Origin of the sequence: Thiomicrorhabdus arctica DSM 13458 (assembly GCF_000381085.1) — a bacterium.
GTDB lineage: Bacteria > Pseudomonadota > Gammaproteobacteria > Thiomicrospirales > Thiomicrospiraceae > Thiomicrorhabdus > Thiomicrorhabdus arctica.
Genome location: NZ_KB905899.1, coordinates 308215 through 331941, shown reverse-complemented (window position 1 = coordinate 331941; position 23727 = coordinate 308215). Strand labels below are relative to the sequence as shown.

Genomic DNA, 23727 nt, shown 5'->3' with positions numbered 1-23727 from the left:
TTTTATAACCAAAGTGTAAAATTAAAATCAGTGCTAATTCGCATAAGCATGATAAGTTGAATACTTTTTAGAGTACTTTATTCTTAAATTCAGGAAATATCCCAATGAAAAAACCGCTTTTATCAATACTTTTGACTTCTACATTGTTTGTCACATTTGCCTCAGCGCCAGTATATGCTGACAAGCCTCAATGGGCAGGTCAAGGCCAAGCGCCGACTTATGAGCAAAAAGAAATGCATAAATCCACAATGCAGGACAAACGTGGGTCAGCCTATGATAAACACAATCGTGAATATGATAATAAGCAAGGTCGCTACGAAGACCGTGACGATGAACACGATAAACAACGTGATAATGATCGCTATGAAGACCGTGACGAAGACCATGATAAACAACGGCATGATGATCGCTACGAAGACCGTGACGATGAACACGATAAACAACGTGATAATGATCGCTATGAAGACCGTGACGGAGGTTACACCCGCGAAGGGTCAGACAAAAGGCCTCAACCTAATGAAGATACTCGAGGATTCCAGCAAAGAATGAAAGATATGCTTGGTTGGTAATCGATATTCAATTATTCTAAACATTAATCAAAGCTTACAACCAGGCGGCGCCACGTATACCACTGGCGTCGCCAAACTTAGGAGCCACTAAACGCGTATTAACTTGATCACTAAAAACCCATTCAGCCCATATGTTAGGAATATCTGTATATAAGCTATGAATATTCGACATTCCGCCACCCAGAACAATCACATCAGGATCAATCACGTTAATCACACTGGCCAAGCCTTTCGCTAACCAAATCGTGTAATCATGCATAAGTTTTCGAGCAATTTCATCACCCTGTAAACTCAACGCTACAATCTGTTTTGCCGTTTTGATCCGACCCACTGAGTTTATTAAGTGCATTCGCATTGAATAATGAGCTTCTAAAGCAGAACCGGAGAGAAAGGTTTCATTACAGCCATTTAGACCACAGTAACAAGGCAACTGGCATTCATTTGCTCCTAACCATGGCAGTGGATTATGCCCCCACTCACCACCGATGGCATTTATGCCATTGAGTATTTGACCATTCACGACAATACCGCCGCCACACCCCGTCCCGAGAATCACACCAAACACCATTTCAGCCCCTTGACCTGCACCTTCTACAGCTTCTGATAAGGCAAAGCAGTTGGCATCGTTGGCTAAAGCGATGGGACGATTTAAGCGTTGCTGAAGATCGCCCTGTAAATCTTGGCCGATTAGGCAAGTCGAATTGGCATTTTTGATTCTGCCCGTTTTATGGGAGATGGAGCCCGGAATGCCTATCCCCACTGAGCCGACTTGGGAAAGAATCTCTTCAGCCTCTAAAACTAGTTGGCTGAGGGCATTCAATGTGGCGACGTAATCGCCTTTCGGTGTCTCTATCCGTTTTTGATATAGAACATTATCATTGCCAGAAAGACCTGCTTCTTGAGACGCGTCAATAGCGATAATTTCGATTTTTGTCCCACCCAAATCAATACCAAAACGAATCAGACTCATACCCTACTCAACCTCTTTGACCACTAGGTGGCTTATGTAAATAAACGGTAAAGTCATTTTCAAGATACCCCTCAACCAAAGTCACCTGATTGGCAAAACTATGGCAATACTCCATAATTTCTTGCGGATAAAAACTTTGTAAATCCGTACGAGTCTCATGCCATGCAAAGCGTCGATCCAGTAAATTAAACGCGACACCGTAACGGCAAAGTTGGTACATTCTCGCGATCACGCTTCGAGCATAACGGCCCTGTTGATTGGCTAAACCCTCGACTTCCGTCTCAACCACTTCATTTAACGCCCCCGAGAGCATGACATAATCAAACTGCTCAGTAACATAGTCAAAATCAGACAGTTCACCTTCCAATACATTTAGCTCTGGTGCCATACCTTTCGCACCACGCACCATATCCGCAGAGACATCAATCCCTGAATAATCAGAAAATAGGCCCCGCTTTAGCATATAACGCTGTAAATCTGCAAAACCACAACCAACATCCAATAATGACCAGGCTTGGTTATCTTCAAATGAACCCAATTTAAAATAATTTTGTGGCAGTATTTCAATCAATTTCTGAAAGCGAATTTCTTGGATTTCTTGGCTACTCCAAAATAAAGCTTGCGGTTGATAACCATAATTTTCAATAGAGACTCGATGCCGAGTTTGGATACGCAGGCGTTGAATTGCTGTCAGTTTAGGGGTCATAGTCGGTTAAAGGTCTGTAGGCCATCATGGCGTTGTTATTGAGTTGATTAAGGCTGATTAAGGGTTTTAAGCCAAGCAATCTCTTGCTCACAAAATCCGGCCTGTGCACGCGCTTCGTAATTAAAAGGTCCGCGCAAGTCGCCATGATAGTAGTTTTCAATAATCGCTTGAAAGGTATTGAAAGGATTTAAATGGCGCTCTTCACAAATATAACGGAACCAGCGACTGCCGACTTCAACATGACCAATTTCATCTTGCAATAAAATTTTCAAAATTTCGACGCCACGTTTGTCGCCGATAGAGCGTAACTTTTGAATCATGGGCGGCGTGACATCCAAACCACGCGCTTCTAATGTTCTCGGCACTAAAGCCATTCGCACCAATGGATCATGATCAGTTTCATAGGTCGTCATCCACAAACCATCATGCGCCACCATATCGCCATATTCATAACCTAAATGATAGAGGTGCTCACGAATCATTTGAAAATGATAGGACTCTTCACCCGCGACTCCCAACCAGTCCAAGTAAAATCTTTTAGGCATGTCCTGGAAACGATAAATTGCATCCAAAGCCAAATTGACTGCATTAAATTCAATATGCGCGATTGAGTGCATTAACGCCGCATGACCTTCAGGTGACCCCAGGCGTCTTTTTGGTAACTCTTTGGGAGAAACCAGTAAAGGTTTTTTAGGGCGCCCAGGATCAGAAACTCGAAGAACCGTTTCACTCGAAGAAAATTCAAACTGTTCATCAGCCCAATCGATTTGCAACTGCGCGACTTTTGATATTTTAAGGTCTAAGTCGGTTTCCATTAAACATTCATAGACCGATGTAAAAATATTCTTATTTTGCTTCACTTTGGATTCAACTCTGATCAACCTAACCGTTTTTTTAACGGCTCCATTGTATTTTATGCTTCTCAAAAACAAAAAAACCGGTCTAAGACCGGTTTTTTTGAACCAAAAACTACAGCGTTATATTAACGGTAGTATGTCGCTTGTAAAAAACGAACACCTTTGTATTTTTTAGTATCAATCGCATCAAAAAGTGTTGACCACTTTTTACGATCTGCTGGAGTCATCACTGAAGAAGGGTTAACACCTTTAGTTTTGTCGCCATATTTAGCTTCAATTTTAGAAAGTTCAGCCATACAAGCTGAAACTTCAGTTTTTTGCTCAAATGCACGTGCTGCAGTTGAACCTTCTTTAACTGCAAGAGCAATCAGATTTTCACTATCAGTAATACATTGGTCGTAAGTTGTAGCTTCAGCTTGAACATTCATTGATAGAGCTGCAATTGCAGAAATGAATAGCGCTTTAAGTGTTAAGTTTTTCATTTTAAAATAAACTCCGAAGTTTTAATTTGTTTCTTTAACCAGATAATTTTGACTGGTTTTATGCCAAATTGCAAGCGTAATCGAGTTAGAAAATAATGAAATGCTTATAAGCTTTTTTTATAGCTAAATCATTATTTGTTAAAGGGTTTTATTACTCTCCCAAAAAGGGTCTTTAAACTCCAATATAACAGCAATAAAATAATGGACAAATAGCCCATTTGATAGGCACCATGTAAACTTGCAAATAAAGACCAATCGGCAGAATTATGATCAATACCTAAAGGATTATGCGCTTTAATTTCAGCCATCCAAGGCGAGATCCAAAAACGCAATGTCATTAACAAACCTAAACTCAAGCCTAAACTTTTAACGTTTTTTGGTTTTTTTTTGTAAAATGCATAAAATGCAATCAATAAAAAAAGACTCCCAGAAACAATCAAGCTAGCCACATTAAATAGAAGTCCAGCGAGTTCTCCTGCTTGATGTTGAGGCAATGCTGAAAATAAAATCGGCGTCACTAAATAACCAATCGTCACCAAGAGACTGACTAAAGCCATTACCCATACTGACGCTAACTTAAAATAGGGTAATTGAGTATCATTAGTTTTCAAAATTTGACTCCTTACTTAACCAATCTTCTCGACCACATAAGGCATCGATTTACCCCTTAAAACAATAATGCCTGCATTGCAGCAGGCATTATTGTGAGGTTGAGTACGTCTAAAGTTTAGATGTATTGAACCTTTAGAATGTCATAATCAATATTCCCTTTTGGCGCAGCAACAATGACTTCATCTTCTTCTTGCTTACCAATTAAGGCTCGCGCAATAGGCGAATTAACGGATATTTTATTGTGCTTAATGTCCGCTTCGTCATGACCGACAATTTTGTAAGTTAACTCTTCATCAGTATCAACATTTAAAACCGTCACGGTTGCGCCGAAAATGACTTTACCATTCGCATTTGCAGCTAATTTAGTCACATCAATCACTTGAGCAAGGCTTAAAACGGCCTCAATCTGTTGAATACGGCCTTCAATCAAACCTTGATCTTCACGGGCCGCATGATACTCCGCATTCTCTTTTAAATCGCCATGTTCACGCGCCGTCGCAATCGCTTCGGTAATTCTCGGACGATCTTCTTTTTTAAGTTTTGTTAATTCTGTTTGCAGCGCATCAGCGCCTTCTTTTGTCATAGGATGCTTTTGCATAACCCCATTCCTTTATCTATTTTCTATACCAAACACGACAAGAAAGCCAAATTAAAAAAACGCCAAAGCTTATTTAAAAAGGCTTCGGCGCTTTGGTACTAAATGAATTTAGTGAATATCTTGTAAACGCGTTACAGGCTGATCATCTAAATAGTCCATTGCGGAAACCATTGCGAAAGCGCCAGCAATCGTCGTGGTATAGCATGTTTTATGCATCAATGCTTCACGACGAATACTCGAAGAGTCTTGAATACTGCCTGAACCATCAGAGGTATTCACAATTAATGCTATTTCTTCGTTAACAATTGAATCGACAATGTTAGGACGACCTTCAGTCACCTTATTGACTATTTTACATACCACACCCGCTTCCGTTAATGAAGAGGCTGTACCACGCGTAGCAACCACACTAAAGCCTTTAGCAATCAACTGATTCGCTAGGTCAATAACTTGTACTCGGTCTGCTTTACGCACACTCAAAAAGGCTGTTCCAGAACGAGGTAATATCGTACCCGCCGCTAACTGAGCTTTTGCATAAGCTTGCGCAAAGTTAACGCCAATCCCCATGACTTCCCCTGTTGACTTCATCTCTGGCCCAAGAATTGGGTCCACACCCAAAAACTTAATGAATGGGAAGACCGCTTCTTTGACAAAGTAATGAACGGGAGAAATTTCTTTAGTAAAACCTTGAGCTTCAAGCTTTTGTCCGACCATACAACGAGCCGCAATCATCGCCAAAGGATGTCCAATCGCTTTAGAAACGAATGGCACGGTACGTGATGCACGAGGATTCACTTCCAATACATAGATATCATCACCTTTAACGGCAAACTGTGTATTCATCAGACCAACAACCCCTAAAGCAAACGCCATTTTAGTTACTTGCTCACGAATACGGTCTTGAATCTCTTCTGAAATACTATATGGAGGTAAAGAACAGGCTGAATCTCCTGAGTGAATACCAGCTTGTTCAATGTGTTCCATGATTCCACCAATAACAACCTGTTCACCATCACAAATGGCATCAACATCTAACTCAATCGCATCATCTAAAAAGCGATCTAGTAAGACAGGTGATTCGTTAGAAACATCAATGGCAGCTTGCATATAACGATTCAAATGAATTTCGTCATAAACGATTTCCATACCACGTCCACCCAAAACATAAGATGGACGGACGACTAATGGATAACCAATTTCTTTCGCTAATGCAGCCGCTTCGCTGGCATTGGTTGCGATACGGTTAGGTGGCTGAAGCAGCCCCAAATCATTTAGAATTTTTTGGAAACACTCTCGATCTTCCGCCAAATCAATTGATTCAGGAGAGGTTCCTATAATTGGTACCCCCGCATCTTCTAACGCGACTGCAAGCTTTAATGGTGTTTGACCGCCGTATTGAACAATTACACCCTTTGGTTTTTCAACTTCAACGATTTCCAATACGTCTTCTAACGTCAACGGCTCAAAATACAGTCTATCAGAGGTGTCGTAATCGGTCGAAACCGTTTCAGGGTTACAGTTGACCATAATGGTTTCATAACCATCTTCACGCATGGCCATTGCCGCGTGAACACAACAGTAATCAAATTCGATCCCTTGACCAATACGGTTAGGTCCGCCACCCAAAATCATGATTTTGTCACGATTAGTAGGCATGGCTTCACACTCTTCATCGTATGTTGAATACAAATAAGCCGTACTGGTTTCAAACTCTGCGGCACAAGTATCGACCCGCTTGAAGACAGGACGAATATTTAACGTGTGACGGAATTTACGAATAAACGCGGCATCGGTATTCAATAATTTAGCAAGCCGGTTGTCCGAAAACCCTTTACGCTTAAGGTTACGTAAATAAACTTCGTCTAGCGCATCTAGCCCACGTTGTTTAACGTTGTCTTCAATGTCGATTAAATCTTTAATTTGTGCAAGGAACCATGGATCAATTTTAGAACTTTCAAAAACCGCATCCAAATCCCAACCCGCACGAAACGCATCAGCGACATACCATAAACGTTCAGCACCAGGATTACGTAATTCTTGACGTAACTTGTCTTTGATCTCTTTTTCTTCCATGGTTGCCAATGGCATGATTTCATCAAAACCATTCTTATCAGTTTCTAAACCACGAAGCGCTTTTTGGATAGATTCTTGGAAGTTACGCCCCATCGCCATCACTTCACCAACAGACTTCATCTGAGTAGATAAGCGATTTTGCGCTTGTGGAAACTTTTCGAATGTAAAACGTGGAATCTTAGTGACAACGTAATCAATTGTCGGTTCAAACGAGGCCGGAGTTGCACCATTCGTAATATCATTTGAAAGTTCATCGAGCGTATAACCAACCGCTAACTTCGCTGCAATTTTGGCAATCGGGAAACCGGTCGCTTTAGACGCTAAAGCCGATGAACGAGAGACTCGTGGGTTCATCTCAATGATAATCATACGACCTGTATTAGGCTCTATGGCGAACTGGACGTTAGAACCGCCCGTTTCTACACCGATTTCACGCAAAACTTCAATAGAAGCATTACGCATGATTTGATACTCTTTATCCGTCAATGTTTGCGCGGGTGCAACCGTTATTGAGTCACCCGTGTGAACGCCCATTGGATCCAAGTTCTCAATTGAACAAACGATAATACAATTATCATTTTTATCGCGAACCACTTCCATCTCGTACTCTTTCCAACCTTCAATTGACTCTTCAATCAATAGTTCACTGGTCGGAGACATGTTTAAACCAAATTTACAGATTTGTTCAAATTCGTCTTTATTGTATGCAATACCGCCACCAGAACCACCTAAAGTAAACGATGGACGAATAACCGTTGGAAAACCAACTTGCGCTTGAATTTTCCAAGCTTCTTCCATGTTATGTGCAACATCGGAAGTCGGCATATCTAAACCGATTTTAGTCATCGCCTTACGGAAACGGTCACGGTTTTCAGCTTTATCAATCGCGTCAGCATTGGCACCGATTAACTCAACGTTATATTTCTCTAGAATACCTTTCGCATCTAAATCTAACGCACAGTTCAATGCAGTCTGCCCACCCATTGTCGGTAGAATCGCATCAGGGCGCTCTTTCGCAATGATGGTTTCAACCGTTTGCCACTCAATTGGCTCAATATAGGTTGCATCAGCCATATCAGGATCCGTCATGATCGTAGCTGGGTTAGAGTTGACTAGGATGACACGGTAACCCTCTTCTTTAAGCGCTTTACACGCTTGTACTCCAGAGTAATCGAATTCGCATGCTTGGCCGATAATAATAGGGCCAGCACCAATAATCATAATACTTTTTATATCACTTCTTTTTGGCATTCTATTTCCTATTATCCGTTACGCGTTTTTAGCGGTTTTAATGTTTTCGATGAATTGGTCAAACAAAGGGGCAACATCGTGTGGACCTGGGCTTGCTTCTGGATGCCCCTGAAAACTGAATGCTGACTTATCTGTACGCGAGATACCTTGTAATGAGTCATCAAATAATGACTTGTGTGTTGCAATTAAATTTGACGGCAGTGAGTCACCGTCCACGGCAAAACCATGGTTTTGCGAAGTAATCATAACCTTTTTGGTTTCTAAATCTTGCACCGGATGGTTAGCACCATGATGACCAAACTTCATTTTAAGGGTTTTCGCACCGCTGGCCAAAGCCAACAACTGATGCCCTAAACAGATACCAAAGACTGGCACTTCTGTTTTCAATATGTCTTGAATCGCTGTGATTGCATAATCACATGGCTCTGGATCGCCTGGACCGTTTGATAAGAAGATCCCATCTGGATTCATGGCTAAGACTTCTGCCGCAGTTGTTTTTGCTGGTACAACCGTTAACTTACAACCACGATCTGCAATCATGCGCAGGATGTTACGCTTTACGCCATAATCGTAAGCAACTACGTGGAAGCCATTATTCGCTGAACAATCTGCGTGCCCCTGACCCAGCTTCCAAGAACCTTCTGTCCAGCTATATGTCTCAGGCGTTGTCACTTCTTTCGCTAAATCCAAACCCTTCAGACCACTGAAAGATTTTGCTTTCGCCACAGCAGCTTCGGCATCAATATTATCGCCTGCAACAATCACACCTGATTGAGCCCCTTTGTTACGTAATAAACGCGTTAACTTACGGGTATCAATATCAGCAATAGCAACAATGCCTTGCTCTTTTAGATAATCCGGCAACGTTTTCTCAGCACGAAAGTTACTCATACGAACAGGGCAGTCTTTGATGACGAGACCCTGGGCCATAATACGAGGGGACTCTTCATCCTCAGTATTCACGCCGGTGTTGCCAACATGTGGATACGTTAAAGTAACAATCTGTTTGAAATACGAAGGATCCGTTAAGATTTCTTGGTATCCCGTTAACGAAGTGTTAAAGACGACTTCTCCAGTCGTCTCACCTTCCGCGCCTAACGAAACACCCCAAAAAAGGGTTCCATCTTCTAAAGCCAGCAAAGCTTGTGTCATTGATTCATCCATCCAGGTTAGATAAAACTAAAAAAGTTTCTTTACGATTTTCCTAACAGCGCATACAAAAAAACGGAGCCAGCCCCCCGTTGAGGGCTCACTCCGTTTTTTAGTTTGCTAAATGACTTTAGTCATCTCTGCCAAATACTCCGTAAAAGCCACTTGTGCTTAATTTTAATCGCAATAATTCATTGCCCGAATTGTACTTGTTTAGGCAAGATTTGTCTATAACTAAAACCGTTTAAAATGGCTATTTAGTCAGCTTTTTTTGACATAAACATACGGACTTGCTCTGGTAAGTATTTTTATTTTCAGGCCTTATTTAACCTGAAAACAACATGCATTTAATTATGTTTTCTTACACACTCTCAATGTTTTTATAACTCACTTAACGTAACATCAAGTTCAGCTGCTTTGATGAGACCTCTTCACTCTAGACGGGTTCACGCTCAAGATGTGATATCGGTATTTAGTTTATACAATTCAATAAACAATTTTTATGTGACAACGATGTCATGAAAGGCTCTTTTGACGCATTGCCCACCCTATCTCAACCGCTGCCTTATGACAGAGAGAGTTGATATTTTATTGAGTTTCGAGGGTTACTTCTCCTCCATTTAGTCATCAAACGGCTATAACTGAGTATGGGTTACTTATCACACGTATTGCCAAATACCTTTCTATTTTTTGGGATTAATATCCAACGTCACGGGACCTCATCAGCACCAAAGAATCTGCTAAGGTAACCGTTTTGAATATGGGGTTATGAGATGTTAACGAACTCGAACCGAGGTCAAATAAATCTTTCGCCAGTATAGGTTATTTAAACTCGAAATCGTTACTCCCTGACTACTCGATGCATGGATAAACTTGGATCCGCCAATGTAAATTCCATTGTGCAATGACCTAGAACTGGTTTTGAAAAAAACAATATCACCCACTTTTAAATTCGACTTAGTGACTTTTTTTCCGATTTTGATTTGAGTACGCGTGGTACGCGGTAACTTATAACCTAATTGAGAATAAAAGGTATTCTGAACAAAGGCTGAACAATCCACACCATTACGTGAAGTACCACCATAATGATACGGTGTCCCCTTCCAATCTTGATATTGGCGCAGTAAACGGCTCTTAACTTTAGATGAATTTGCCAGATCTACAGGACTGACTAGCGGCACGGACTGTAACGGCTGATTCACATATTGGGGCGTGTTAGAGCAACCTGTCAAAACTAGGGTGCCTAACGTCAACGCCAACATATACTTCAATAAAATCTTAGCCGCCTTTAAGTGACTTAAAGGCGGCTCATAAAACGCATTGAAGATAAGCACTTTAGAAACACTTAGTTTTGATCTATTCATTAAAGCTTCCATTTATTGCATACATTCAGTATCAAGCTACCAGGCCTGTTAAAAACGATGACCGAGCTATTTTAACATGTCCTATGCCCGCTTATTTTGTCACAAAAATGACAAACCGCCTATGAATAACACTTAAGCTAGAATCTTTTATAATAAATCCACATGTAGCCTTAGTAAGGCTTTACTATAATCAAGTCATAAATTCATTTTAAGAAAGATTTTCCAGCTTTTCGTGTCTCTTACTAAAGAGAGTGATTTAAATAATCAATTATAGAATTTATATGCAAATTAAAGCAGGACAATCTTATGCGACAGCCTACTTCAAAACTATCTAAATGGATTTTGGCATTTTTACTGCCTTTAACCCTAAGCCTACAAAGCTGTGCCAAGGAGCCTGATATGCCAGACCAAAACGATACCAACCTTACCAAAATGCATACTGAGTCCATTGTGCTAGGTATGGGTTGTTTCTGGGGCGCTGAAAAACGTCTGTCCGAAGTCAATGGCGTAGTCGACGTAGAAAGTGGCTATGCCGGTGGTGACGCACAAAATGCGGGGTATCAAGACGTACTCGGATTGGAGAGGAAAATCCAATTGGGGCGCTCTACTCAACGCAACCACTCAGAAGTTATAAAAGTAACCTATAACCCAGACCTGGTGAATTTGGAAAGTATCTTAATCACCTTTTGGGAAAGCCATAATCCTACCCAAGGTGATCGTCAAGGAAATGATATCGGTACCAATTACCGCAGTGCTATCTACTACCAAACCGAAGAAGAGCGTATCCTTGCTGAAAAAACCAGAGATATTTACCAACCTGCGTTAACCAAAGCGGGTCTGCCTACGATTACCACCGAAATTGCCCCTCTTAAAAATTACATTGCGGCAGAGGAGTATCATCAGGATTATCTCAAAAAGAATCCAAATGGTTACTGTGGTTTAGGAGGAACGGGGGTGGCCTATCCAGGGTCTACCACCAAACAACATACTCGATTAGAAGCAAAAAATCTGAATCAGGACCGTCAACTGATTGTCTTTGAAGCTGAAGAGTGCCCATTTTGTGAGAAATTCAAACACGACATCCTGAACTCCTGGAAAGCGGAGACTCCGATTATTGCGACCTTAAACCCTAACCCACCCAAAGGTTGGGAGTTAGAAAAAGCGTTGTTTGCAACGCCAACCATTGTCCTGTTTGAAAATGGCAAAGAAGTTTCTCGCTATACCGGTTATAACGGCGAAACGCCCCGTTTTTGGAAATGGCTAGGTTTTAGATTATTGACACCAGAGCAACGTGCTATTGCTTTTGAACAAGGTACTGAACGTGCATTTACAGGTTCTCACCTTGATGAGACCCGTCCTGGTTACTTTGTAGACCCAGTGACTGGCGCCCACTTATTTAGAAGTGATACTAAATTCAAAAGTAATAGCGGCTGGCCAAGCTTCTTCAACCCTATTGAGGGTGCGATTACCGAACATGTCGATAATGATCATGGCATGCAACGCACTGAGGTACGAAGCGCCAGTTCTGGCATTCATTTGGGCCATGTTTTTAACGACGGTCCGGCACCGACCTATAAGCGGTATTGCATTAACGGCAATGTTCTAAAATTTATTCCGGATGAACCTTCTAAATAAAAGGTTTACAAAACAGAACCACTCAGCCCAATTAAAAAGGCGCCTTCAGATACCTTCTGAAGGCGCCTTTTTTATAAACTTTTGTAACCACTGTAACCACTTTAACCACTTTAAGACTTAACCTCAAAGGTCATCAATGTCGTGACATGCGGCACCAATCCAATATCTTATTAGAGAATGTAAGTGCAAACACAACCACTTAGCTATTTGATTTTATAGTTTATGGAGCGGTAAAAGAAGGTGGTTTCTCTTTAGGGTTCCCAATAGACACTTCCAATCCAAAATCAGCTGCCAGAGATAACAACTGTTTTCCCCTGACTGATCTATACCACCCATGCCCCCTTACTCACGACAGTGGTCACCCCCCGATCAGAGGTACCCTCTTATTGGTTTGCACCATCGTTATTGAGCGTAAAACAACCCAATCCATAAAATAGTTAACATAACGACAGCGGGTGAATCATTAACTTTTTTCATACCCATTCTTTTTGTTAGAGGTCTTTGCTCCAGCCTAAAGCTTGGTTACACTAATCATATTTAAAGTTAGCACAAACAGGCCTGGTTAAATACATTTAACAACTCGCTCCACTCTAGTCATAAATTACACGGGAGATGTCATAGCATGTCGGTAACAGATTCTCATAAGAGCCATAAGGCAATTCTTCATTACATTCACGACCCAATGTGCAGTTGGTGTTGGGCGTTTCAACCCGTCTGGAAGACCTTAAAACAAGCCTTACCTCGCTCTATTGAAATTCATAACTCGCTTGGAGGTTTGGCAGCCGATACGACCGAACCGATGTCGCTAGAGCTTCAACAAAAATTACAGTCTATCTGGCGCCACATTCAACAAAAAGTGCCACAAACTGAATTTAATTTCGATTTTTGGCATTTAAACCAACCAAGACGTTCAACCTATCCGTCGTGCCGAGCGGTCATTGCCGCCCGAAATCAAGGACTTGAATATGAAGAAACAATGATTTTAGCGATTCAGCAAGCTTATTATCTTAAGGCACAAAATCCGTCGGACAATAATACGCTTGTTTCATTAGCAAACGAGATAGGATTAAATGCTTCAGAGTTCGAGAGACAGCTTAAACAACCTGAAACAGAGCAACAACTCAAGCAGGAATTAGCCTTCAATCAAAGCATTCAGGCGACTAGCTTTCCTAGCCTAGTTTTAGAATATAAGGGTGTTTTTCATGACATCCCAATTGACTATCGCCATATAGACTCAATGCTTAACTCTATTTTAGAGGTTTTAAAGTGCCCAGCAAGTTAAAAAATATTCTCTACAGCTCAGACACTTACCCTAACTCATTGAAGTGGCAAAGGTGCACTCACTCTTTGAGAAAATTCGCCTTGGCAAACAAAACCTTCCCCATAACTTATCTGATTTAGCAGAAATTTTGCTATTTTTTCTTCGATTTTTTGGAGGAGGTCTTTTCAACTTTTTTATCTGGTTTTTTATCTTCTTTCTTTTCAGCTTTCTTTTTGGCTAATTTCTTTTCTGTTTTTTTAGCGAGTTTCTCAGCCTTCTTAGCATCTTTAGCCAACTGCTTTTCTAGCTTCTCTTCCTGTTTTGTCGTTTCTAACTTTGTATCTCGCTTTTTCTTTGAAGATTTTGCCATGTTCAATCCTGTTACCTAATTTTATAACGTTAATCGTATGAAAAATTAACCCTAATCATACCGTATTCCCGAAGAAACAACATCGAGTACGTCTATTGTACAATGACAATAACAATAGGGTATAGATTCAATTTACAACTTATTTTATGTTTAAAAACGCTTTCATTTTGACTCACGTCAAATCATAAAAAAAGAACCTAAAAACACCTTTTAACCCTACTAAACGCATTTATTTTAGAGACTAATATGACGAAAAATAAATGAAATAGTAACAAAGCTCATTCATTTATTTAGGCCGTAAAACAAAAAAGGCGCACTCATTTATGAGTACGCCTTTTAGATTTATTTATAACTACATTTTAACGCAGGTTTAAAACATCTTGCATGTCAAACAGTCCTTGCTCTTTATTCGCCAACCAACGGCATGAACGTGCAGCGCCATTGGCAAAAGTCATACGACTTGAGGCTTTATGAGTGATTTCAACTCGCTCACCTTCAGTCGCAAACAACACAGTATGATCACCCACAATGTCACCCGCACGCACCGTTGCAAAACCGATGGTATTCGGATCGCGAGCACCGGTAATACCTTCACGACCATAGACCGCACATTCCTTTAAGTCTCGACCTAAGGTTTCGGCAACCACTTCACCCATCCTTAACGCTGTACCAGAAGGAGCATCGACTTTATGACGGTGATGAGCCTCGATGATTTCAATATCGTAACCTTCATTCAAAACTTCAGCGGCTTGCTTCAGTAATTTAAGACAAAGATTCACACCCACGCTGTAGTTTGCCGCAAAGATAATAGCGATTTTTTCAGCCGCTTTATCGATGGCTGCTAAACCGACTTCATCAAAACCCGTTGTGCCAATCACAATTTTTTTAGTATTGGCAAGACAGACTTCAAGATTATGAACCGTAGTTTCAGGCGTGGTGAAATCGATCAACACATCAAAGTCATTGACGACGGCTTCAAGTGAACCGACAATCTTCACACCTAGTTTACCCAGGCCCGCCAACTCACCAGCATCAGCACCTAATAAGCTACTATCAGGACGTTCAATAGCCGCAGCAAAGGTTAATCCTTCAGTTTGATTGACCGCATCGATTAAGTTCTTTCCCATTCGGCCCGAAGCGCCAATAATTGCAACTCTCATTATCGTGAATCCTTTGTAAAAACGTTAGGTTTACTACCCGATCTTAACCGTCTCTTGGCTCTATTTCCAAGGGTCATTCTCTTGGTCAGATTTTTTATCATCGTCACTGGTAAAGAAGGATTTTACCGAATCAAAGAAACTGTGCTCTTTTGGGCTGTGTTGTTTATGATGTTTGCCTTTTAGACTCTCATCAAATTCTTGCAACAACTCTTTTTGGCGACTTGTTAACTTCACAGGCGTTTCAATATGAACTTCTACAATCATATCGCCAACACGAGAGGAACGTACTGATTTAACACCTTTGCCCGTCAACTTAAAACGTTGACCAGACTGCGTTCCCGCAGGAACTTTTAAACTGGCTTTACCACCTAAGGTGGGCACATCGACACTGCCACCCAAAGCAGCTGTTGCGAAACTCATTGGCAACTCACAATACAGAGTATTGCCATCACGTTCAAAGATAGCGTGCTTTTGAACCTGCATACGTACATACAAATCACCGCGTGGTGCTCCAGATTCGCCCGCTTCACCTTCGCCTTGAAGACGAATACGATCACCCGTATCAACCCCTGCTGGAATTTTAACCGTCAGTGTTTTGTGGCTATGAGTATACCCTTCACCGCGGCAAGTTTTGCAAGGCGTTGTAATGAGTTGACCTGTTCCATGGCAGCTAGGACAAGCACGATTGACAGCGAAGAAACCTTGTTGCATTCGAACTTGGCCCGCTCCCTGGCAGGTCGGACAAGTTTCTATCTTACTCCCCGGTTCTGCGCCCGTTCCATCGCAACTTTCACAAATATCTTTAGTTGGGATACGAATATCAACAGAAGTCCCTGCAACGGCATCTTCTAAATTAATTTTTAGTTCATATTGAAGATCCGCTCCGGGTTGAGGACCGCGTTGTCCACTGAAACCGCCACCGAACATGTCACCAAAGATATCACCAAAACCACCTTCAAAACCGCCACCAAAACCGCCGTGACCACCCGTTTGCCCATTTAAACCGGCGTGTCCAAACTGATCATAGGTCGCGCGTTTTTGCGAATCTGACAAAATTTCATAAGCTTCAGCAGCTTCTTTAAATTTATTTTCAGAAGTCTTGTCATCTGGATTACGGTCTGGATGGTATTTCATCGCCATTTTTCGGTAGGCCTTTTTAATTTCGCCTTCTGATGCAGTTTTAGTAACCGCTAAAATTTCGTAATAACAGGTTTGGGTCATCGATCTCTCGTATTTGCGCTAAGCGCGTGATTAATGTCTATTTAAAAACAACCGGACCAGGCCTGGTGATTTTTAAATAGAGACTTAAGTTAAGCATATAAAAATGCACAAATGCCTTAGAAACCTAAGATATTCGTGCATCTGTTTGGCTAGCAATAAAAATAGTAAGGAAACAGCTTGTGCCTATAAAGTGTCAGACCAAGGCAAGAAATACGAGTTGATATGTCATTAATATTTCTTAACCTAGAAGTGGCGCTTTAAGAGGCAAGATGCCTCCTAAAAATTACTTTTTATCGTCATTCACTTCTTCAAACTCTGCATCGACAATATCGTCATCCGCTTCGTTTGTTTCACCTTGCTGTTGCGCATCTTCACCGCCTTCCGCCTGCTTAGCCTGTGCTTTTTGAGCAACCGATTGGCTTGCTTCAGCAAGCTTTGCAACCGCTGCTTCAATTGCATCTTTGTCGTCGCCTTTGATTGCGTCATTGACAGCCGTAATGGCCGTATCAATTGCTTCTTTTTCAGCCGCATCAACAGAGTCACCAGCATCTTTAACCATTTTCTGCGTAGAGTGAACCATTGCATCTGCTTGGTTACGAGCTTCAACCAATACTTTCATTTTGGCATCTTCTTCTGCATGTGCTTCAGCATCTTTAACCATGGCTTCAACTTCTTCTTCTGATAAACCTGAAGAGGCTTGAATAGTGATGTGCTGTTCTTTACCAGTCGACTTATCTTTAGCAGAAACGTTTAGGATACCGTTGGCATCAATATCAAACGTTACTTCGATTTGTGGCTGACCACGCTGTGCTGGTGCAATTTCATCTAGGTTGAATTGACCTAATGACTTGTTACCAGATGCGATTTCGCGCTCACCCTGAACCACGTGAATGGTTACGGCAGACTGATTGTCTTCAGCCGTTGAGAATACTTGTGATTTACGAGTAGGAATCGTAGTATTTTTCTCAATCAACTTAGACATAACGCCACCCATTGTCTCGATACCTAGAGATAGAGGCGTTACATCTAATAGAAGAACGTCGTTTACATCACCAGAAAGTACCCCCCCTTGAATCGCGGCACCCATGGCAACTGCTTCATCAGGGTTTACATCTTTACGTGGCTCTTTACCGAAGAACTCTTTAACAGCGGCTTGAACCATTGGTACACGTGTTGAACCACCGACCAATATAACATCGTCGATTTGCGAAGCCGTAAGGCCTGCATCTTTTAAAGCAATCTTACAAGGCTCAATCGAACGCTTAACTAAGTCTTCAATCAAAGACTCAAACTTAGCACGTGTGATTTTCATGTTCAAATGCTTAGGGCCAGTTGCATCTGCGGTGACGTAAGGTAAGTTGATATCTGTTTGTTCACGTGAAGATAGTTCGATTTTCGCTTTTTCAGCCGCTTCACGAACACGTTGTAAAGCCAACTTATCTAACTTCAAGTTAACGTTCTGATCTTTCATGAACTCTTCAGCGATGTACTCAACGATCACGTTATCGAAATCTTCACCCCCTAAGAAGGTATCACCGTTGGTAGACAATACTTCAACTTGCTTCTCACCATCTAGGTTAGCGACTTCGATGATTGAAACATCGAATGTTCCGCCACCTAAATCGTAAACAGCAATAACGCTGTCTTTTACGACTTTATCCATACCGTAAGCAAGTGCGGCAGCTGTTGGCTCGTTGATAATACGTTTAACATCTAGACCTGCAATTTTACCCGCGTCTTTGGTCGCTTGACGCTGTGCATCATTGAAGTAGGCAGGTACGGTGATAACCGCTTCCGTCACTTCATAACCAAGGTAGTCTTCCGCTGTCTTCTTCATTTTAATCAATGTTTTTGCAGAGACTTCTTGTGGCGATAATTTCTTTCCATTTACCTCAACCCAAGCGTCACCATTATCTGCGGCCACAATGGCATAAGGTACCATGTCTTTATCTTTGGCAACAATTTTATCATCTGCACGACGACCAATTAAACGCTTGATCGCGAAGATTGTGTTTTCAGGGTTAGTGACCGCTTGACGCTTTGCTGAATCCCCAACTAACACTTCACCGTCTGCTGTGTAAGCTACGATAGAGGGGGTTGTACGCGCGCCTTCAGCGTTTGGAATAACCTTAACTTCTTTGCCTTCCATAACAGCAACACAAGAGTTTGTTGTTCCTAAATCGATACCAATAATTTTAGCCATCTTAATATTCTCCAAGAGTTTTTAATTTAATGTTGCAAACTTTATAGGGCTGTAAATTTGTTTTTCAAGCCATATAAAATTTTTTTCTGTTTTTTATCTAATTCGTCACACACTTACTTACTGAGCAACAATAACGCGCGCTGCTCGGACTAAACGCTCGTTAAGCGTATACCCTTTTTGGATGACATCGATCACGGTATTCGGCTCGTGATCTGGTGATGGAATCATCGTTAAAGCTTCATGCAGTTCAGGGTTAAACTTCTCTCCCTTTGGGTCAACACGTTCTACATTGAACTGGCCCAAAACATCTAACATTTGCTTAAAGGTCATATCAATACCCTCACGGATACTTTCAATAGAAGCTTCTTCTTTAGAAGAGGCATCCATGCCCATTTCCATTGAATCCATCGCAGGAATCAATGCATTTACAAATTTGTCTAAGGCATATTTATGCGCGCTTTCAATGTCAATACGCGTACGACGACGCAAATTTTCCATGTCGGCTTGAATACGTAATGCCATATCTTTATGTTTATCTGCTTCAATACGAGACTCGGCCAACAATGCTGTGATATCTTCTGTCACAGTCTCTTCCGCTTGCTCTAGGGCTTTTTCGGCATTTTTCATCTCTTCTTCTACCGTTGGGATTTGTTCTTCAGCTGTTTGATTATCTGCTTTAAAATCTGACACGTTTTTCTTCCTATTTGAGTTGGTTTACCTTAAACAAGGCAAACGACTTAACTTTAAAAATGCTGATACCCAAATCATTGGGACTAAGGCTTATTTTTTCAAGAGCGAACTTAAAATTTTTGCAGTAATATCCACTTTAGGCACGACTTTTCCATAATTCATCCGGCTGGGGCCAACAACACCCAAAACACCCAAGACTTCACCTTCCACTTCGTAAGGAGTGGTCACGATACTACAATCTTGATAGATTGGATTACCGCACTCTGCACCAATAAATACCTGTACTCCTTGTGCATCCATGCTTTTATCCAACACACTCAGCATTTCTGAATGATGTTCAAAAGCATGAAACAGTGACTTTAACTTATCCGCATGCGCTAACTCTTGGTAGTTCAACAAGTTGGTTTGACCCGACACTAAAAAAGGTATTTTTTGCTGTAGTTGTTCGGAAAGCACACTGTCTGTTGCCTCGATCACTGACGACATGAATTCATTCGTAGTGCTTCTAATCAGATTTAGACGTTCGACTAAAGTCGTTCGCGCCTGGGCAAGACTTTTACCAGCGCACTGTTCATTCAAAAAATTGGCGATTTTAATCAACTCACTGCTCGTAATAGCACTTTCTAATTCAACAACCCTATTTTGCACATCTTGATCATTAAATACCAATACCACTAAAACGCGATTTTCGCCTAGGGCAATAAAATCGATATGTTTAAGAATTTCTCGCTCTTTTTTGGGCATCAGTATTAAACTGGCCATACCGGTCATACCAGAGAGCATAGTCGAAGCGTTGAGCATCAAAGCATCGGGGTTTAAGTTAGGTGATAATTTCTGGCGAATCTGAGCTTCACGTTGAATAGACAGTGGCTGATAGGTCAACATTGAATCGACAAAAAGGCGATAACCTTTATCGGTTGGCACACGGCCTGCAGAAGTATGGGGTGCATGAATCAATCCCAGCTTTTCTAAATCCGCCATCACATTACGTACTGTCGCAGAGCTTAGGTCGATTTCTGGGCATTTAGCCAAGGTGGTAGATCCTACCGGCTTACCTTCATTCAGGTATAATCCCATTAAGTTTTTAAATAAAATCTGTGAACGGTCGCTTAACATCTGCTAGCCTAAGAGTATGTATCGTAAGTGTCAAAATGGCATTTGGTGGCGGATCTTCCGGCCTGCCTCAAGTGTTATATAGTATTAAAATAAGCACTCTCAACCCTTGAGTGCTAAATTATATGTTTCCGGCCCAGTTATACAAGAATTTTTAGCGTCTAGAGATCATTCTATGAGTCCGAATCAAAATAAAAATCAGATAAAACTTGCAACTTTTTTAACCAAAAGCAGCGGAGTTTTAACCATTTTTAGCCAACAATCGACTCGTACAAAGATCTCTCCCATATTGGAAAGAGTGAGAGAAATAAATGTTTAAGAAAATAGGCATTTTTGGTAAATACAATGGTATTCAGTCTTGGGAAAGTATTGATACCCTAATTCAACACCTGCAAAGCAAATCCAAAACGGTTTTTTTGGATGCTGCATCCTGTCACGATTGTCCGTATGAATGTTATGGTATCGAAATCATTGACCGTCAAGAACTGGCACAGCATATTGATGTCGCCATCGTAGTCGGTGGTGATGGAACGTTCTTAGATGTTGCACGCACTATTGTTGACCAAAACATCCCCATTCTCGGCATCAATCTCGGGCGATTAGGTTTTTTGACCGACATCTCACCTAAAGAGATGATCTCTATTTTAGACGACGTCATGGAAGGGATTTATGAGAGCGAAGAACGCAATTTAATTAGAGTCATTATTAAAAAAGATGATGAAATTCTATTCGATCAACTCGCCTTTAATGATGTGGTGATCCATAAAACCGATTCGCCGCGAATGATTGAATTTGAAACCTTCGTTGACAATCGTTTCTTTAATAGCCAACGTTCTGATGGCATGATCATCTCAACACCGACGGGCTCTACCGCCTATGGCCTTTCTGCAGGTGGCCCCATTCTCGACCCTGCATTAGATGTGTTAAGTTTAGTCTCCATTAATCCCCATACAATGAGCAATCGTCCTTATGTTATTTCTGGGAAAAGCGTCGTTGAATTACGTCCGCATGAAGATTGTCATAGCACGGCGCAAATCATCTGTGATGGCCAAATCACCTACCTAATTTCGGCCGGTTACCGAACGATTGTGACACGTCATCCTAATTTTATTAAAATGATTCATCCTAAAGGACATGATCATTTTGAGTTACTCAGAGCCAAATTGCATTGGGGTGATAAACTGTAAAATGTTCAATGTCGAACCTTTCACAATTTAGCCTCAAACTATTTATACGCGATAAATTAACGAAAAAGAGTAAACATGCTACAAGAACTCTCCATTCAAAACCTGGCTCTAATCGAAAAACTGCAACTCAATTTTAATAAGGGGTTTAGCAGCTTAACCGGTGAAACCGGTGCCGGTAAATCCATACTACTGGATGCATTAGGTCTCACTTTAGGAGATCGATCAGACAGCAGTCTAGTACGCCATAATACGCCAAGAGCCGAAGTAAGTGCCCAATTTGATATCAAACAGTTACCGCATGTACAGGCCTGGTTAGTTGATCAGGAGCTCGACGATGACGGTGATTGCTACCTACGTAGAACCGTCACTTCAGAAGGCCGCTCTAAAGCGTATATCAATGGCCGCCCCATCCCCTCTAGCCTATTAAAATCTCTAGGCAGCATGCTGATTGATATTCATGGACAACACGAACATCAATCGCTACTTTCAAATCATAAACAGTTAGGATTGTTAGACGCTTACGCCGTTCATCCAGAGTTAATCAAAACCTGTCGCCAAGATTACCAGGCCTGGCAGGTTTTGAATCGCCAATTGGATACGCTACTGACCAATCAAGCTGACTTTCAAAGTAAGTTTGAACTTTTGTCTTTTCAAAACAGTGAATTTGATGACGTTCAGCCTATTCAAGAAGAGTTTGAAGAACTTTCGGAAGAACAGAGTCAACTCTCACATGCCAATGAAATTATTCTGGCCTGTGAAAATGCTTATGAAGCGATCGAGGGGAGTTCAGGTGCGGCAGATTTAGTCAATCAAGCTATTCACGCTATTGAATCCATAGTGAGCTACAGCCCAAGTTTGCAAGTCACTATTGAGCAACTCAACAGTGCTCTCATTGAAGCTCAAGAAGCCGCTGCGGAGATTCATAAACACTCGAGTGACATAGAATTAGATCCTAACCAACTCAGCCGGATTGAAGAACGCTTAGCTTTATTGTTCGGCCTCGCCAAAAAATACAATTTAGAGCCCGAGACCCTGGTTGAAAAACACCAACAACTTAAAGATGACTTAACTAGTCTAACGCAGTCAGATGCCTCTTTAGAAACCCTTAAAAGTGAAATTGACCAGGCCTGGTCAACATTTCAAAACAGTGGTTCGGCCTTAAGTAAATCACGTCGTAAGGCCGCCGAAAAACTCTCTAAGATTGTGACCGAAGGCATGCACTCACTAGGCATGCCTAATGGCTTATTTGAAGCCCAAATTTCAGCTCTGGAGAGCGTCAACGCCAGTGGTTTAGATAAGGTCGCTTTTCATGTGACTGCGAATAAAGGCCAACCTTTACAGCCTTTAGCCAAAGTCGCATCTGGTGGTGAATTATCAAGAATCAGTTTAGCGATTCAAGTTGCCACCGCAGAAGTGACGAGTCTACCCACGCTCATATTTGATGAAGTTGATGTTGGTATCGGCGGTGCAATTGCTGAAGTCGTCGGCAAAAAAATGCAGCAATTAGGTGCACACAAACAAATATTGTCCATCACTCATTTAGCACAAGTTGCATCGCATGGTCATACTCACCTACAGATTGAAAAACGGACTGAAAATGAGTTAACATTTACTCAAGTCATCGAGCTTGATGAAGCGGCACGTATTGAAGAACTGGCGCGTATGATGGGTGGATTAACCATCAGTCAACAAACCCTGGAACATGCGAAAGAGATGTTTAGCAGTGCTCAACAATTCAATTCTTAGTCGTTTACAGAACAAAATTTAGGAAGATAAATTGATTACTTTTTTAAAGTCATTACAGGCCTGGAACAATAGAACAAAGCAAAACCTTGCCGACTTTAAAGCCATTTTCATTCATGAAGTGGAAGAATTAGACGGCGATATTTTGCCTCTGCAAGCCGCTTTGCAGCAATCGAACTATGCCATGCTAGACGACTTTAAAGTCATGATTATCTCAATTCAAGAGACAGACAATTATTTAGAGATCAAAACAGGTCTGTTTTACAGTGGCCTGATCGCTGGTTGCAGCTGTGCTGATGACCCTACTCCAATGAACAGTCAGGCTGAATTTTGTGAATGCCTTTTTAAAATCGATAAAGAATCAGCTCAAGTAGATATCCAACTGATTCAAGATTAACCCCCCTTCTTAGCGTGAAGCAAATATTAGCGGAAAACACACAAAAAAGGCCATTCAAATCAGTGTTTGAACGGCCTATTTCTTATATTTGGAAAAAGTTTTAACAACGTTAAACA

The 23727-nt window shown here is 41.4% G+C and carries 20 protein-coding genes and 1 pseudogene; 6 read left to right on the top strand and 15 right to left on the bottom strand.

Translation table 11 applies throughout. From position 1 onward, the window contains the following. The first annotated feature begins 104 nt into the window (after positions 1-104). On the top strand, positions 105-569 hold the full coding sequence (locus F612_RS0101510) for a hypothetical protein (RefSeq protein WP_019555974.1): 465 nt from the start codon (positions 105-107) through the stop codon (positions 567-569). 34 nt (positions 570-603) lie between these two features. Here F612_RS0101510 and F612_RS0101505 read toward each other — a convergent pair whose 3' ends face one another. The 9 genes from F612_RS0101505 to F612_RS0101465 form a co-directional block, all read right to left on the bottom strand. Next, complete coding sequence (locus F612_RS0101505) at positions 604-1539, bottom strand: ROK family protein (RefSeq protein ID WP_019555973.1); 936 nt, start codon at positions 1537-1539, stop codon at positions 604-606. Positions 1540-1546: 7 nt separating this feature from the next. Continuing rightward, positions 1547-2245 carry a class I SAM-dependent methyltransferase gene (locus F612_RS0101500; RefSeq protein WP_019555972.1) on the bottom strand — a complete coding sequence of 233 codons (699 nt, stop codon included), beginning with the start codon at positions 2243-2245 and terminating at the stop codon, positions 1547-1549. Positions 2246-2292: 47 nt separating this feature from the next. Then, positions 2293-3060, bottom strand: a complete 768-nt coding sequence (locus tag F612_RS0101495) for a ferritin-like domain-containing protein (protein WP_019555971.1) — start codon at positions 3058-3060, stop codon at positions 2293-2295. Between the two features lie 167 nt (positions 3061-3227). After that, positions 3228-3584, bottom strand: coding sequence for a hypothetical protein (locus F612_RS0101490; protein WP_019555970.1), 357 nt, complete (start codon positions 3582-3584; stop codon positions 3228-3230). Positions 3585-3715: 131 nt separating this feature from the next. Continuing rightward, the gene (locus F612_RS0101485; RefSeq protein ID WP_019555969.1) at positions 3716-4195 is read right to left on the bottom strand and encodes a DUF4149 domain-containing protein; all 480 of its coding nucleotides are present in this window, start codon (positions 4193-4195) and stop codon (positions 3716-3718) included. Positions 4196-4311: 116 nt separating this feature from the next. Continuing rightward, on the bottom strand, positions 4312-4794 hold the full coding sequence (greA, locus tag F612_RS0101480) for a transcription elongation factor GreA (RefSeq protein WP_019555968.1): 483 nt from the start codon (positions 4792-4794) through the stop codon (positions 4312-4314). A 108-nt stretch (positions 4795-4902) separates the two neighbouring features. Beyond that, on the bottom strand, positions 4903-8118 hold the full coding sequence (gene carB, locus F612_RS0101475; protein ID WP_019555967.1) for a carbamoyl-phosphate synthase large subunit: 3216 nt from the start codon (positions 8116-8118) through the stop codon (positions 4903-4905). A gap of 18 nt (positions 8119-8136) precedes the next feature. After that, complete coding sequence (gene carA / locus F612_RS0101470) at positions 8137-9270, bottom strand: glutamine-hydrolyzing carbamoyl-phosphate synthase small subunit (protein WP_026329561.1); 1134 nt, start codon at positions 9268-9270, stop codon at positions 8137-8139. A 773-nt stretch (positions 9271-10043) separates the two neighbouring features. Further along, positions 10044-10631: an NlpC/P60 family protein gene (locus F612_RS0101465; RefSeq protein ID WP_019555965.1), complete on the bottom strand. Its 588-nt coding sequence runs from the start codon at positions 10629-10631 to the stop codon at positions 10044-10046. A 306-nt stretch (positions 10632-10937) separates the two neighbouring features. On the opposite strand from F612_RS0101465, the gene msrA reads away from it, so the two are divergent. Together msrA and F612_RS0101455 are read left to right on the top strand one after the other, a co-directional pair. Continuing rightward, the gene (gene msrA / locus F612_RS0101460; protein ID WP_019555964.1) at positions 10938-12266 is read left to right on the top strand and encodes a peptide-methionine (S)-S-oxide reductase MsrA; all 1329 of its coding nucleotides are present in this window, start codon (positions 10938-10940) and stop codon (positions 12264-12266) included. 622 nt (positions 12267-12888) lie between these two features. Further along, positions 12889-13548, top strand: coding sequence for a DsbA family protein (locus F612_RS0101455; RefSeq protein WP_051080286.1), 660 nt, complete (start codon positions 12889-12891; stop codon positions 13546-13548). Positions 13549-13678: 130 nt separating this feature from the next. Here F612_RS0101455 and F612_RS12815 read toward each other — a convergent pair whose 3' ends face one another. The 6 genes and pseudogenes from F612_RS12815 to hrcA form a co-directional block, all read right to left on the bottom strand. Further along, positions 13679-13897 carry a hypothetical protein gene (locus tag F612_RS12815; RefSeq protein WP_019555962.1) on the bottom strand — a complete coding sequence of 73 codons (219 nt, stop codon included), beginning with the start codon at positions 13895-13897 and terminating at the stop codon, positions 13679-13681. A gap of 359 nt (positions 13898-14256) precedes the next feature. Then, on the bottom strand, positions 14257-15057 hold the full coding sequence (gene dapB / locus F612_RS0101445; protein ID WP_019555961.1) for a 4-hydroxy-tetrahydrodipicolinate reductase: 801 nt from the start codon (positions 15055-15057) through the stop codon (positions 14257-14259). 60 nt (positions 15058-15117) lie between these two features. After that, positions 15118-16278: a molecular chaperone DnaJ gene (gene dnaJ, locus F612_RS0101440; protein ID WP_019555960.1), complete on the bottom strand. Its 1161-nt coding sequence runs from the start codon at positions 16276-16278 to the stop codon at positions 15118-15120. A gap of 283 nt (positions 16279-16561) precedes the next feature. Then, positions 16562-18481: a molecular chaperone DnaK gene (gene dnaK / locus F612_RS0101435; RefSeq protein ID WP_019555959.1), complete on the bottom strand. Its 1920-nt coding sequence runs from the start codon at positions 18479-18481 to the stop codon at positions 16562-16564. A 117-nt stretch (positions 18482-18598) separates the two neighbouring features. After that, a pseudogene (gene grpE, locus F612_RS0101430) lies at positions 18599-19174 on the bottom strand (nucleotide exchange factor GrpE); the annotation flags it as partial. Positions 19175-19261: 87 nt separating this feature from the next. Further along, entirely contained in the window at positions 19262-20287 is a 1026-nt protein-coding gene (hrcA, locus tag F612_RS0101425; protein WP_019555957.1) for a heat-inducible transcriptional repressor HrcA, read from the bottom strand. A 308-nt stretch (positions 20288-20595) separates the two neighbouring features. Here hrcA and F612_RS0101420 point away from each other — a divergent pair, with 308 nt between their 5' ends. The 3 genes from F612_RS0101420 (at position 20596) to F612_RS11945 (ending at position 23611) form a co-directional block, all read left to right on the top strand. Continuing rightward, complete coding sequence (locus F612_RS0101420) at positions 20596-21471, top strand: NAD(+) kinase (RefSeq protein WP_019555956.1); 876 nt, start codon at positions 20596-20598, stop codon at positions 21469-21471. A gap of 75 nt (positions 21472-21546) precedes the next feature. After that, positions 21547-23217 (top strand): DNA repair protein RecN, encoded by a 1671-nt coding sequence (gene recN, locus F612_RS0101415; RefSeq protein ID WP_019555955.1) that lies wholly within the window; start codon positions 21547-21549, stop codon positions 23215-23217. Between the two features lie 31 nt (positions 23218-23248). After that, a complete protein-coding gene (locus F612_RS11945; RefSeq protein ID WP_019555954.1) occupies positions 23249-23611 on the top strand; it encodes a hypothetical protein in 363 nt (120 codons plus the stop codon). The last annotated feature ends 116 nt before the right edge of the window (positions 23612-23727 follow it).